Raw genomic sequence first — 12,417 nt, 5'->3', positions numbered from 1 at the left:
TCATGATCTCGTTCACCGGGTAGACCGGCCGTTCGCCCCGCACCACGCGCGCGACGTCGGCCAGCGCTTTCGCTTTGATCTCAGCGAAGGACTCCTCGGCAGAAACCCGCGGAACGGTCAGACCTCCTTCTGCTGACCGGTCAGGGTGATGTGGCCTTCAGCGCGGATCCGCTCGATCATGTGCGGGTAGTGCAGCTCGAACGCCGGGCGCTCGGACCGGATCCGGGGCAGCTCGGTGAAGTTGTGCCGCGGCGGCGGGCAGGACGTGGCCCATTCGAGGGAGTTGCCGTAGCCCCACGGGTCGTCGACCGTGACGATCTCGCCGTAGCGGTAGCTCTTGAACACGTTCCACAGGAACGGCAGCATCGAGGCGCCGAGGAGGTACGCGCTGATCGTCGACACGGTGTTGAGCACGGTGAAGCCGTCCGTGGACAGGTAGTCGGCGTAGCGGCGGGGCATGCCTTCGGCGCCGAGCCAGTGCTGGACCAGGAACGTGCCGTGGAAGCCGATGAACGTCGTCCAGAAGTGCCACTTGCCGAGCTTCTCGTCCATCATCCGGCCCGTGATCTTCGGGAACCAGAAGTAGATGCCGGCGAAGGTCGCGAACACGATCGTGCCGTAGAGGACGTAGTGGAAGTGCGCCACCACGAAATAGCTGTCCGACACGTGGAAGTCGATCGGCGGCGCGGCCAGCATCACGCCGGTGAGGCCGCCGAAGAGGAACGTGACGATGAAGCCCATCGAGAAGATCATCGGCGTCTCGAAGGACAGCTGGCCCTTCCACATCGTGCCGATCCAGTTGAAGAACTTCACTCCCGTGGGCACGGCGATGAGGAACGTCATGAAGGAGAAGAACGGCAGCAGCACCGCGCCCGTCGCATACATGTGGTGCGCCCACACCGCGGCCGAGAGCGCCGAGATGGCGATGGTCGCGAAGATCAGGCCACGGTAGCCGAAGATCGGTTTCCGGCTGAACACCGGGAAGATCTCCGACACGATCCCGAAGAACGGCAGCGCGACGATGTACACCTCGGGATGGCCGAAGAACCAGAACAGGTGCTGCCACAGGATCACCCCGCCGTTGGCCGGGTCGAACACGTGCGCACCCAGGTGCCGGTCCGCCAGCAGCCCGAGCAACGCGGAGGTGAGGATCGGGAACGCGACCAGGATCAGGATGCTCGTGATGAGGATGTTCCAGGTGAAGATCGGCATCCGGAACATCGTCATGCCCGGCGCGCGCAGGCAGACCACCGTGGTGACCATGTTGACGGCGCCGAGGATGGTGCCAAGGCCACCCACCACCAGCCCGGAGATCCACAGGTCGGCACCGACCCCCGGCGAGTGGATCGCGTCCGACAGCGGCGTGTAGGCGAACCAGCCGAAGTCGGCCGCGCCACCGGGGGTCAGGAATCCGGAAAGGACGATCAGGCTCCCGAAGAGGAAAAGCCAGTAGGAGAAGGCGTTCAGCCGCGGGAACGCGACGTCGGGCGAGCCGATCTGCAGCGGCAGCACGAAGTTGGCGAACCCGAACACGACCGGCGTGGCGTAGAGCAGCAGCATCACCGTGCCGTGCATCGTGAAGAGCTGGTTGTACTGCTCCTGCGACAGGAACTGCAGCCCCGGGCGGGCCAGCTCCGTGCGCATCAGCATCGCCATCGCGCCGCCGATGAGGAAAAACCCCATCGAGGTCACGAGGTACATGACGCCGAGCTGCTTGTGGTCCGTCGTGCGCAGCAACCGGACGACCAGCGAACCCCGGGGCGCGTCGCGGCGCGGGTGCGCGCGGACCGCCACGGGAACGGGGGCCACGCGGGCGGGCGAATCAGTGCTCATGACAGGCTCCTGACCAGATCGTGGACCGACACGCGTTGTCCCGTGAAGAACGGCGTGTCGAGGCGGACGTGCATGCGGGCCTCGGTCGCGCGGAACTCGCGCATCAGATCGACGATCCGGTCCAGGCGATCCGCTTCCAGCGCGAGAATCCACTCGTAGTCGCCGAGGCCGAAGGCGGCGAGGGTGTTCGACAGGACGTCGGGGTAGTCGTGGGCCGCGGCCCCGTGGTCGGCGAGCATCCGGCGCCGTTCCGCCGCGGGCAGCAGGTACCACTCGTACGAGCGCACGAACGGGTACACGCAAGCGAACCGCGCCGGCGCCTTCGCCTCCAAGTAGGCCGGCAGGTGGCCGGGGTTGAACTCCGCGTCGCGGTGGGTCCCGGCCGAGCTCCAGACCGGCCGGGACGCGGCGCCCCACGTGGTCCTGCGCAACGCGAGGTAGGCCTCCTGCAGCGCCTCAGGGGAAGCCGCGTGCCACCAGATCATCCAGTCGGCGTCCGCGCGCATCCCGGACAGCAGGTAGACGCCGCGGACCGTGGCATCGCCGGCCAGCGCCTGCTCCACCTCCTGCGAGACGGCCGCCTGGTCACACCCCGACGCCGCCGGCCCGGCCGCGAAGACCGACCACATCGTGTAGGCCTGCTGGGGTTCGCGGGCGTTCATCGCGGCAGGACGGTGAACGCGACCGTCAGCACGAAGACCAGCGCGCACACCACCACCAGCGCCAAGGCGAACGGCCGCGGCCCGACGCCGGGCGGCCCGGCCACCTCGCGGCTCGGCTCTGGCATGAACTCGTCCATCACCACTCCTTTACGCACGCCTGACCGCCCGGATGGATAGTACGCTGATAATTAGCACACTAATCAACGGGGCGAGACATACCTCACGACCCTTTTTCGCCACCGAGCGTGAGCGGGCGACCCCGGTACGCCTTCATGCGTGGCAGGTGATGCGCCGGCGCCGGGCGGCTGGTGCTGTTCGCGGCAACGGCAGCGAGCGAAGGAGTCAGCCATGTCCGACGTCGAGGTCAAGCGCAAGGAGAAGCTGTCGCGCGAGGACGCCGCCCAGCGGCTCGCCGCGCTCGCCGCCGCACTGGCGGAAGGCGGCAAGGTGGAGCTCGCGCTCGGGGCCAGCACCGTGAAGGTCCACGTGCCCGACGAGGTGGAGATCGAGGTCGAGATCGAAATCGACGGCAGCGAGGTGGAGCTGGAAGTGGAGCTGAAGTGGGCGACCGGGAAACCCGCCCGTGCGGTGGCCACCAGGCGGACCGGCCGGCGATCCGCCGCGGCCGCGAAATGACTCCCGCGGCCGGCCGACACCGGTATCGGTGCCGGGCAGCCGTACCGGGTCGATACCGGCCAGCCGGTACGGACGCTACCGGCTGGCTGGTATCGACGTATTCCCGGCAGCACCGGGCCCGCAACGGCCGCTGGCGGCAATGTGCGCGGGCGGCGCCGCTGCGACGCTTGGCTTCATGAAATCGAACGAGCGGTCCGGGCGCTCCGAGCCCGAGGACCTCACCACGGTGACCGGGCATACCGGCACGTCGTACCTGTGCCCGGATCTGTCCGCGGTGGACCAGCACATCACCTTGCTGTACCAGGAAATCGAGCGCACTCCGCCCTCGAGCCGCCCCGAGGTCGAGCGGACCGTCTGGGCCGACATCGACCTCCTGCTCGACCGCCGGAAGTGGCTCGAGGTGACCACCCTTACCGCGGCGCGATGACCTGACGGTCACCGTTGCCCTTCAGCTGACCGGCGGACCCGCCTCCGTCGTCTCGCCGGATCAGCCCGCCAGGCGCGGGAAGAGCACCTCCGCGTTGCCGCGGTCGATCGCGGCGGCCTCGCCTTCGGCGAAACGCGGGTACTGCTCCAGGTACCGGTTGTAGTAGGAGCCGGCCCGTTCAGGAGCGAACGGCCAGTCGCTGCCATAAAGGACGTGCCCCGGTTCGGCGAACTCCAGCAGCGCCGGCAGCGCGCTGGGACTGGCCGAGAGGGCCGTGTCGAAGTAGAACCGCTTGAGTTCACGGATCACGTCGTCGGCGTCGCGTGTGGTGTCCACGACGGTCGACGTCAGCCCGGAGAACCGGTAGGCGGCGTACGGCAGGAACCCGCCGCCGTGCGAGAGGATCACGCGGACGTTCGGGAATCGGCCGAGCATGCCCGTGAGCACCAGGTTGAGCGCGGCTCGCGTGGTGTCGAAGACATAGTCCGCCAACGGCGCCGGCGTGCCGGCCGGCAGCGGCATCGGCGGCTGCGCCGGGTGGACGAACACGACGGCTCGCCGCCGGTCCAATTCCGCCCACAGCGGCGCGAAATCGGGGTCGCCGAGGTAGCGACCATCCACATTGGACATCAGCGCGACGCCGCCGGCGCGCAGGGTGTCCAAGGCGTGCACGGCTTCCGCGACGGCCCCGCCGACGTCTGGCAACGGGATGCTGGCGAAGTGCCCGAAGCGGTCCGGGCGATCCTTGACGAGCTCAGCGCAGTACTCGTTCACCGCCCGCGCCAGGGTGCGTGCCTCGGCGTCGTCACCGAAGTGCGTGCCGGGCGCCGTGACGGACAGGACGCCCGTGGCGATGCCCTGGCGATCCATCATCGCGACGGCGTCGCCGGCGCTCCAGCCGGGGATCGGCCCAGCCACCGGAGTCGAGACCGCGCCCGGCGAGCACCTCGGCCCAGAGCGGCGGGACGACGTGCTGATGGACGTCGATGCGGGCGGTCATGGCCTCACCTCTGTTAGCTTGCTAAGTATATTTGTTTAGTAAGCTAATAACCATGACGCCGAAGGACAAGCGTGTGATCGACGACGTGGAGGCCCTGGCCCAGGCCGCCGACCGGCTGTTCTACGCCACGCGCCGCTCCCGCACGGCCATCGGCAACCGCGCCGCCGGCGGCCTGTCGCTGGCCCAGCTCGCCCTGCTCGATCCCCTGGCCGAGGACGCCAACGCCGCCGGGCTGCCCGTCAGCCGGCTCGCCGCGGGCGCCGAAGTCAGCGTCCCGACCGCGACCCGCATGCTCCAGCAGCTCGAGGCCAAGGGCCTGATCACCCGGCACCGCTCCCCGGACGACGAGCGGAAGGTCCTCATCCGCCTCACCGCCGAAGGTTCGCACCGCCTCCTGACCCTGCGCACCGAGCTGCGCGCCCGGCAGTTCGAGGCGCTGTCGCGGTATTCGGCGCGCGAGCGGCGCGAACTGACCGCGCAGCTGCAGGGGCTGGCCGACGTCATCGGCGGGAGTATGACCGGTCCGCCGCGCTGAGCCGGTTGGGTGAAGACCACAAGGTGGATTGGATGGGGCGCATGCCTGCCACTCCCGAGGTCACCAACGACTACGACAGTTTCGCCGAGGCCTACACGGCCGAGAACGAGACCAGCCTCATCAACGCCTACTACGCGCGGCCGGCGATCCTGGACCTGGCCGGGGACGTGGCCGGCCGGCGGATCCTCGACGCGGGCTGCGGGTCCGGTCCCGTGCTCGCCGCGCTGCGCGATCGCGGCGCCGACGTGACCGGCTTCGACGCCAGCGTCAAGATGATCGAGCTCGCCCGGCACCGGCTCGGCGCCGACGCGGACCTGCGGGTCGCCGACCTGAGCAAGCCGCTGCCGTATCCGGACGCGGAGTTCGACGACGTGATCGTGGCCTTGGTGCTGCACTATCTGGAGGACTGGTCCGCTCCCCTGGCCGAGCTGCGGCGCGTGCTGAAACCCGGCGGCCGCCTGATCCTGGCCGTCAACCACCCGATCATTCTCAAGCTGGTCCGCCCCGAGTCGAGCTACTTCGCGATCACCCGGTGGTCGGAGGAGTACGACTTCGCCGGCCAGAAGGCCACGCTCACGTACTGGCACCGGCCCCTGCACGCGATGACCGACGCCTTCACCGCGGCCGGCTTCCGGACGACCGTGATCAGTGAGCCGTACCCGGCGCCGGGCGCGCGCGAGCGGTTCCCCGAGGAGTTCGGGGACAAGCACGCGTTCTTGTGCTTCCTGTTCTTCGTCCTCGAGGCCGGCTGACTCACGAGCCGGGTGCCTTGTACTCGGCAAGGACCTCGTCCAGCGAGCCGTGCGCGCGGACGCGGCCCTCGTCCAGCCAGAGGGCCGTGGTGCACAGTTCGCGCAGCAGGTCGTCGGCGTGGGAGGCGAACACCAGCGCGCCGGATCGGCGGGCGAGGTCGACCAAGCGGCCGCGGGCTTTGGCCAGGAACGCCGCGTCGATCGCGCCGAGGCCCTCGTCGAGGATGAGGATCTCGGGGTCGATGGCGGTCACCACGCCGAGCGCGAGCCGGACGCGCATGCCGGCGGAGTAGGTGCGCAGCGGCAGGTGGAGGTAGTCGCCGAGCTCGGTGAACTCCGCGATGTCGTCTAGCCGGCGCTCCATCTGCCTGCGGCTCATGCCGAGGAACAGCCCGCGGATCAGGATGTTCTCGCGGCCGGAGACCTCGGGGTCCAGGCCCACGCCGAGGTCGAACACCGGCGCGATCCGGCCGACGACGCGCGCGCTGCCGCGGGTCGGCTCGTAGATGCCCGACAGCAACCGCAGCAGCGTGGACTTGCCGGCGCCGTTGTGCCCGACCAGGCCGACGCGATCGCCGTCGCGCAGGGACAGCGTGATGTCCCGCAGCGCCTCGATGACCGGGACCTTCGCGCCGGTACCGATCTTGCCGCCGACCTTGCCGAGCACCTGCTTCTTCAGCGAGCGCGTCTTGGCGTCGAAGATCGGGAAGTCGACGGAGGCACCCGTCACCTCGATGCTCACCATGCCGCCGCTCCTCCTCGTCTCGAATGAGAATGGAAGTTATCATTCGCATTCGGGCGCCGACCGCGCGCCCCGGGGTGCGAGGTAACGTGCGGCCGGTGAGTCAGCGATCCGTCGAGCAGGGCTTCCGCCCGCCCCAGCAAGCTCGCAGCCGGGAGTCCCTGCAGAAGGTGCTGGCCGCGGCCGAGCACGTGCTCGCCGACGGGGGCATCGAGGAGTTCACCGTCGGCGCGGTCGCCGACCGGGCGGGGCTGTCGGTGGGGGCGATCTACCGCCGGTTCTCGGGCAAGGACCAGCTGCTCTACGCGGTGAAGGACGAGCTGCTCGGCCGCCTGGAGACCACCGTCGGCGACGCGCTCCGCTCGCCGGCGCCCGAGCTTCGCGGGACCGTCACCGCCTTCACCGAGGCCCTGGCGCAGACGTTCACCCGCCACGGCCGCGTCTTTCCCGAGCTCCTCGACGCTCAGCGCACCGAGGGCCGCGACCGCGGCCTCGAGGCGCTGGCCGCGATCCAGCGGACGTTCGTCGACGCCGCCGAACCCTGCCTTGCCGAGATCCGCCGCCCGGACCGCGCACTCGCCCTCCGGATGGCCGCGCGGACGATCATCGGCTCGTGCGTCCACCGCGCCGCCTCCGGCCGCTTCTGGCCGGACGACTTGACCTGGCGCACGTGGGCGACGGAGACGGCCGAGATCGCATTGGCTTACCTGACGTCGCCGGGAAATCCGGAGCCCGGCCGCGGTGAGTGAGTCCATTGCGGACATCACCGTCTCGGGCCGGCGACTGCGACCCGGCCCGGTTTTCGACACGTATTGGCGGTTTGCCGCCGCCCGCCAGGAGGTCTACTTCGCGCGGTTGCGGAACAGCGAGCGCGCGGCGAGTGATCCGATCCTCGCCGCCCACCGGTTCACGAACTGCTACCGCGCGGCGGACCGGGTGAGCCAGTTCGCCATCCACGACGTGGGCTATCAGGGCCCGCAAGAGGCGCGCGACGTGGTCTTCCGGATGGTGCTGTTCAAATTCTTCAACAAGATCGACACCTGGCGGCTTCTGGAGGCCGAGCTCGGACCGGTCACGTGGGCGTCGTGGCGGCCGGCGGCGGCGCGCGCGGTCCTCGACGCGGCCTGGCACGCCGGGCGCACGCTCTACTCCCCCGCCTACATCATCCCGCCGCCCCGGCTGGGCGGGACCCGCAAGCACCACGACCACCTGCTGCTCGCCGAGACCATGATCCGCGACGGCCTGGCCGAGAAGCTCCAGGACGCCCACGGCCTGGCGCGAGTGTTCGCGTTGCTGCGCGCCTATCCGGGCCTGGGGGATTTTCTGGCCTTCCAGTTCGCCATCGACCTCAATTACACGTGCGTGCTGGACTTCTCCGAGAACGACTTCGTCGTCGCCGGCCCGGGCGCGCGCGACGGCATCAGGAAATGCTTCGGCCCCGGCGCCCGCGGTATCGAAGACGCGGTGATCGCGTACATGACCGACACGCAGGAAGCCCATTTCACCCGGCTCGGACTGCGCTTCCCCTCCCTGGGTGGACGCCGCCTGCACCTCATCGACTGCCAGAACCTGTTCTGCGAAGTCGACAAATATGCCCGCGTCGCGCACCCGGACATCGCCGGCATCTCCGGGCGAACCCGGATCAAGCAGCAGTACCGCCGAAGCTGTGAACCGATGCCGGCGCCGTGGTTTCCCCCGAAGTGGGGCATCACTGCGGCCGTACGGGCGCAAGCTTCCGCCACGGTCGTCCCGAGATAGATTGCCCGCCATGACCGCCTGGCCGCCCGCCCCGATCAGAACCGAGCGGCTCGTGCTCCGTCAGTCCGAGGCGCCCGACCGCGCGACGATCATCGAGTTGTTCGCCTCGCCCGAGGTCTCGACCTTCCTCGGTGGCCCGCGCTCGCGGGACGAACTGGAGCGCACCGCGCCCGAAGTGCCCGGGCGGCGCTTCGGTTTCTTCGTCGTCGAGCTCGACGCGGCGATGATCGGCATGATCACGCTCGACCGGCGCGACGCGACGCGTCCGGGCCGGCTCCGGCCAGGCGCCGAGGCAACCGAGATCGGCTACCTGTTCCTGCCGCGGGCCTGGGGGTTCGGGTACGCCGCCGAGGCGGGTGCGGCGGTACTCGGCTGGTTCGCCGGGGCGCTGCCCGGCGAGCCGGTGGTGCTCTGCACCCAGACCGCCAACGAGCGCTCGATGCGGCTCGCGGCGAAGCTGGGGTTCACCGAGGTGGAGAAGTTCGAGGAGTTCGGCGCCGAACAGTGGTTCGGGGTGTGGAATTCGGCCGCCGAGTCCGGTTGAGTCCGCTGGTCGCCCCGGCCGATCAAGTGACCGTTCTTACCCCGAAAGCCGCCGACTCGGGTCCGCGCGGCGGCGTAACGTGATCATGGCCGGACGCCGCGCTCGGCCACTGTGGACAGACGGCATCGACTGCTGACAAGGGGAGCTCTCAGCCATGAAGCGCACAGACCTGCACCATCGCGAGAATCCGGACACCACGGGATCCCCGGCGCGGCTGACCCGCCGGTCCTTCGCGGGCATCGCCGCGCTGAGCGCCACCGGGCTCGCGCTCGCCGCACCGGGTTCGGCGAGCGCCGCCACGCGGCCCGCGCCGCGGCGGTCCGTGGTGCTCGTCCACGGCGCCTACGCCGACGGGTCGTGCTGGGCCGACGTGATCCCGCGCCTGCAAGCCGCCGGCATCACGGTCACGTCGGTGCAGAACCCGTTGACCTCGCTGGCCGACGATGTTGCCGCAACGCGGCGCGAGCTCGACGTGCAGAGCGGGCGGACCGTCCTGGTGGGCCACTCCTACGGCGGTTCGGTGATCAGCCAGGCCGGTGACCACCCCGCTGTCGACTCGCTCGTCTACCTGTCCGCGCGGGCACCGATGGCCGGCGAGGACTACCCAGCGCTCACCGCACGGTTCCCGGCCGCGCCGGCCGGCGCGGGTCTCGTGTACCAGAACGGATTCGGCCACCTGACCGAAGACGCGTTCCTCAACGACTTCGCCAACGGAGTCCCCACTGCCAGGGCGCGGGCCCTCTACGCCGCGCAGGGCCGCGTCGCGCAGGATCTCTTCTCGACCAAAACCACCGCCGCCGCCTGGGAAACCAAGCCGAGCAGCTACGTGATCACCACCGCCGACCGCACGACCTCGCCCGAGCTCCAGCGTTTCGTCGCCGCCCGGATGAAGGCGCGCACGACGGTGATCAACTCGGGGCACCTGTCCTTCATCACGCACCCCGACACCGTCACCCGCGTCATCCTCGAGGCCGTGCACCGGGCCTGAACCTACGAGCGCTCGGCCGCGGCGCTCAGCGAGTCGGCGGCGGTCAGGAGGGACGCGCCGAGGAGCACCCCGTCCTTCAGGAGGGCCTCGCCGAGCACGGACAGCTGGGTCATCCGGTGGCCCGCGCGCCACGCTTCAGCCCGTACCGCATCACCGGCACCGCGGCCGCGGCCAGCACGGCCGGGGCACGCGGCTCGGTTGGACTCACCGCACAGCCTGGACCGCGCTCGCGATGAGCCGCAGCACGTCGTCGGGGTGGGACACCATCGCGACGTGGTTCGACGCGACCTCGACGGTCGTGGCCTTCATGCGCGCGGCGAACAGGCGCTGGGCCTCGGGCGGGATCGCCTGGTCGCCGTCGGCCACCAGGAACCACGCCGGGTGCGACTTCCACGCCGGGACGCCCATCACCTCGTCGAGGGCCGACAAGGCCAGCGGCTGCTGCACGGCGAACATGACCCGGGCCTTGACCGGGTCGACGTCGGCGGCGAAGTGGTTCACGAAGTCGTCCTCGGGCAGCCACGCGAAGCCCTGCTTGTCGACGTCGAGGTGCGCCAGCGCCGGGGTCACCGGCCCCTGCGCCAGCAGCTTGCCGATCGTCTCGCCCTCGTCCAGGCCGAACGCCGCGACGTAGACCAAGCCGACGACGTTCGGCGCGTCCGTCCCCAGAGCGGTGACGATCTGACCGCCGTACGAATGCCCGGCGACGACAGTCGGACCGTCCTGGCGGGCCAGCACCTGGCGCAGCCGCGCGACGTCGCCGGCCAGCGAGGTCTCCGGGAACTGCGGTGCGGTGACCCGGTAGCCGTCGGCCTGCAAGCGCTCGATCACCGCGCTCCAGCAGGAACCGTCGGCCCACGCGCCGTGGACGAGGACGATGTTCGGTCGCTGAGCCATGCTGGTTCCTCCCCGGGCAGCTGTTTCAGAGCCCTTGGAGACTGGCGTGGCGGGCGCCGTCGCCTCATCACCCTTCGCGAGTGAACCCTCGCGCGGGCCTAGCCACGCGGCCAGCACGTGGGCCACGACCACCGCGACGATCACCAGCGGCATCACGGCCAGCCCGTCGGACGAGAGCAGGAGCGTGGCGAGCAGGACGGACGTCAAAGGCAGCCGCAGCATGACCACGCACATCGCGCCGATCCCCATCGCCACCCCGGCGACGAGCGGCAGGCCAGGCAGGTGCGACAGCGCGATGCCGCCGGCCGCGCCGAGGAACATCGACGGGAAGATGGGCCCGCCGCGGAACGCCGACAGCGTCACGCCGTACGCGAGTCCCTTGCAGGCCAGCAGGAGCAGCAACGTCGGGACCGCGTACGCCGCGCTGTTCTCCAGGAGCGTCGGCAGCGCCGTCTCGCCGGAGAACAGGACGTCCGACAGGCTTCCGCCCGCGGCGGTGTAGGCGATCGCGAGGCCGGCGATCACGAGACCCGCCACGGGAGTCAGCAGCAGGACGTGGTTTTCGACGCGCGAGTGCAGCAGCAGCGACAGTCGGCGGATACCCGTGCCCAGCACCGCCGCGGCCGCGCCGATGCCGAGCGCCCAGCCGAACTGCGCGACGTCGGGGTGGGTGAACGGCGGCAGCTCGGGCAACGCCAGCGACGCCGGGCCCAGGCCGGTCAGCGAGTCGAGGCCGATGAAGAGCAACGTGCCGATCCCGGCGGCCAGCAGCCCCGGCAGCAGCACCAGCCCCATGGTCGCGCCGGCCAGCCCCGACGCCTCCATCAGCAGGAACGCGCCCAGGATCGGCGACCCGAGCAGCGCGCTGATGGCGGCGAAGCTCCCGGTCGCCGCCACCACCGCACCGACCTGCTTCGGCGCGTGCGGACGCGCGAGCCGGACCGCGCACACCCCGAGCCCGGCACCGAGCGCGATCAGCGGCGCCTCGGGCCCGAGGACGGCCCCCAGCCCGAGCGTCGCCAGCGCGGCGAGCAGCACGCCCGGCAGCTGGCTCGGCGTGGGCTGCTGGCCCGGCGTGAACCCGAAGACGGGCGAATGGCCGCCCCCACCGGGCAGATACCGCACCGCGACCGCGACCAGCAGACCACACAGAACCAACGGCGGCACCGGCCACCACAACGGCGGCCCGGCGAACCCGAGCGCGCGCGGCAGATCGGTGTAAACCCACTCTTGAAGCGCGCCGACCAGCTGGAGGAAGAAGTAGGCCGCGGCGGAGATGGGCACCCCGATGATCGCGGCGAGCACCAACAGGCGCAGGTAGGCGGGTGAGCGGAGCCGCGCTGCGAGGTCCGGCTGGCCAGCCTGGCCTCGTTGGCCCGGCCGCTCCGGCTGGCGCGGCTGGTCCGGCCCGTCCGCGGCGCCGCCGGCCGGCGTAGGTGTGGCGGTGTCCGCCATGCTCCGCCCTCCTCGTCGTCGGCCCTGCCGCGTCGGCGCGTCCCTCGAGCCGACGTAGGAGGACGACGCCACGGTGCCCGCTGCCGGCCCGCGAGACATCGCCCGTCCCAGGTGAGCCGGATCGTGTTTCGCCGCGTTGGGCCCAGGTCGGGCCGGAGAACGATGGCCGCGAGGTCGCAGTGCGTGGC

General features: G+C 70.5%; 14 protein-coding genes. 8 read left to right on the top strand and 6 right to left on the bottom strand.

Going from position 1 to position 12,417, the window contains the following annotated elements; translation table 11 throughout:
• Positions 1-117: 117 nt before the first annotated feature.
• The 3 genes from ctaD to K1T34_RS38355 are packed head-to-tail and all read right to left on the bottom strand — an operon-like array spanning position 118 to position 2,632.
• A complete protein-coding gene (ctaD, locus tag K1T34_RS38365) occupies positions 118-1,833 on the bottom strand; it encodes a cytochrome c oxidase subunit I (RefSeq protein WP_255637851.1) in 1,716 nt (571 codons plus the stop codon).
• The gene (gene hemQ, locus K1T34_RS38360) at positions 1,830-2,495 is read right to left on the bottom strand and encodes a hydrogen peroxide-dependent heme synthase (RefSeq protein ID WP_220239618.1); all 666 of its coding nucleotides are present in this window, start codon (positions 2,493-2,495) and stop codon (positions 1,830-1,832) included. The genes ctaD and hemQ overlap by 4 nt, the downstream gene beginning before the upstream one ends.
• Entirely contained in the window at positions 2,492-2,632 is a 141-nt protein-coding gene (locus tag K1T34_RS38355) for a hypothetical protein (protein ID WP_220239617.1), read from the bottom strand. Before K1T34_RS38355 ends, hemQ begins: the two co-directional genes overlap by 4 nt.
• A gap of 211 nt (positions 2,633-2,843) precedes the next feature.
• On the opposite strand from K1T34_RS38355, the gene K1T34_RS38350 reads away from it, so the two are divergent.
• Positions 2,844-3,131, top strand: coding sequence for an amphi-Trp domain-containing protein (locus tag K1T34_RS38350; protein ID WP_220239616.1), 288 nt, complete (start codon positions 2,844-2,846; stop codon positions 3,129-3,131).
• A gap of 175 nt (positions 3,132-3,306) precedes the next feature.
• Positions 3,307-3,558, top strand: a complete 252-nt coding sequence (locus K1T34_RS38345) for a hypothetical protein (RefSeq protein WP_220239615.1) — start codon at positions 3,307-3,309, stop codon at positions 3,556-3,558.
• Between the two features lie 60 nt (positions 3,559-3,618).
• Here K1T34_RS38345 and K1T34_RS38340 read toward each other — a convergent pair whose 3' ends face one another.
• The gene (locus K1T34_RS38340; RefSeq protein ID WP_304504296.1) at positions 3,619-4,476 is read right to left on the bottom strand and encodes an amidohydrolase family protein; all 858 of its coding nucleotides are present in this window, start codon (positions 4,474-4,476) and stop codon (positions 3,619-3,621) included.
• A 134-nt stretch (positions 4,477-4,610) separates the two neighbouring features.
• Between K1T34_RS38340 and K1T34_RS38335 the strand changes: the two genes are divergently transcribed.
• The gene (locus tag K1T34_RS38335; protein WP_220239614.1) at positions 4,611-5,093 is read left to right on the top strand and encodes a MarR family winged helix-turn-helix transcriptional regulator; all 483 of its coding nucleotides are present in this window, start codon (positions 4,611-4,613) and stop codon (positions 5,091-5,093) included.
• A gap of 41 nt (positions 5,094-5,134) precedes the next feature.
• A complete protein-coding gene (locus K1T34_RS38330; protein WP_220247612.1) occupies positions 5,135-5,845 on the top strand; it encodes a class I SAM-dependent methyltransferase in 711 nt (236 codons plus the stop codon).
• 1 nt (position 5,846) lies between these two features.
• On the opposite strand, the gene K1T34_RS38325 is transcribed toward K1T34_RS38330, so the two are convergent.
• Positions 5,847-6,590 carry an ABC transporter ATP-binding protein gene (locus K1T34_RS38325; protein ID WP_220239613.1) on the bottom strand — a complete coding sequence of 248 codons (744 nt, stop codon included), beginning with the start codon at positions 6,588-6,590 and terminating at the stop codon, positions 5,847-5,849.
• Positions 6,591-6,685: 95 nt separating this feature from the next.
• Between K1T34_RS38325 and K1T34_RS38320 the strand changes: the two genes are divergently transcribed.
• From K1T34_RS38320 to K1T34_RS38305, 4 genes are all read left to right on the top strand, one after another.
• On the top strand, positions 6,686-7,336 hold the full coding sequence (locus K1T34_RS38320) for a TetR/AcrR family transcriptional regulator (RefSeq protein ID WP_220239612.1): 651 nt from the start codon (positions 6,686-6,688) through the stop codon (positions 7,334-7,336).
• Positions 7,329-8,345, top strand: coding sequence for a nucleotide kinase domain-containing protein (locus tag K1T34_RS38315; RefSeq protein WP_220239611.1), 1,017 nt, complete (start codon positions 7,329-7,331; stop codon positions 8,343-8,345). The genes K1T34_RS38320 and K1T34_RS38315 overlap by 8 nt, the downstream gene beginning before the upstream one ends.
• A 10-nt stretch (positions 8,346-8,355) precedes the next feature.
• Positions 8,356-8,889, top strand: a complete 534-nt coding sequence (locus K1T34_RS38310; RefSeq protein WP_220239610.1) for a GNAT family N-acetyltransferase — start codon at positions 8,356-8,358, stop codon at positions 8,887-8,889.
• 154 nt (positions 8,890-9,043) lie between these two features.
• Positions 9,044-9,877, top strand: a complete 834-nt coding sequence (locus K1T34_RS38305; protein ID WP_220239609.1) for an alpha/beta fold hydrolase — start codon at positions 9,044-9,046, stop codon at positions 9,875-9,877.
• 204 nt (positions 9,878-10,081) lie between these two features.
• Here K1T34_RS38305 and K1T34_RS38300 read toward each other — a convergent pair whose 3' ends face one another.
• The gene (locus tag K1T34_RS38300) at positions 10,082-12,229 is read right to left on the bottom strand and encodes an alpha/beta fold hydrolase (protein WP_220239608.1); all 2,148 of its coding nucleotides are present in this window, start codon (positions 12,227-12,229) and stop codon (positions 10,082-10,084) included.
• Positions 12,230-12,417: the final 188 nt, after the last annotated feature.

Origin of the sequence: Amycolatopsis sp. DSM 110486 (assembly GCF_019468465.1) — a bacterium.
GTDB lineage: Bacteria > Actinomycetota > Actinomycetes > Mycobacteriales > Pseudonocardiaceae > Amycolatopsis.
This window is presented reverse-complemented; position numbering and strand designations above follow the sequence as displayed.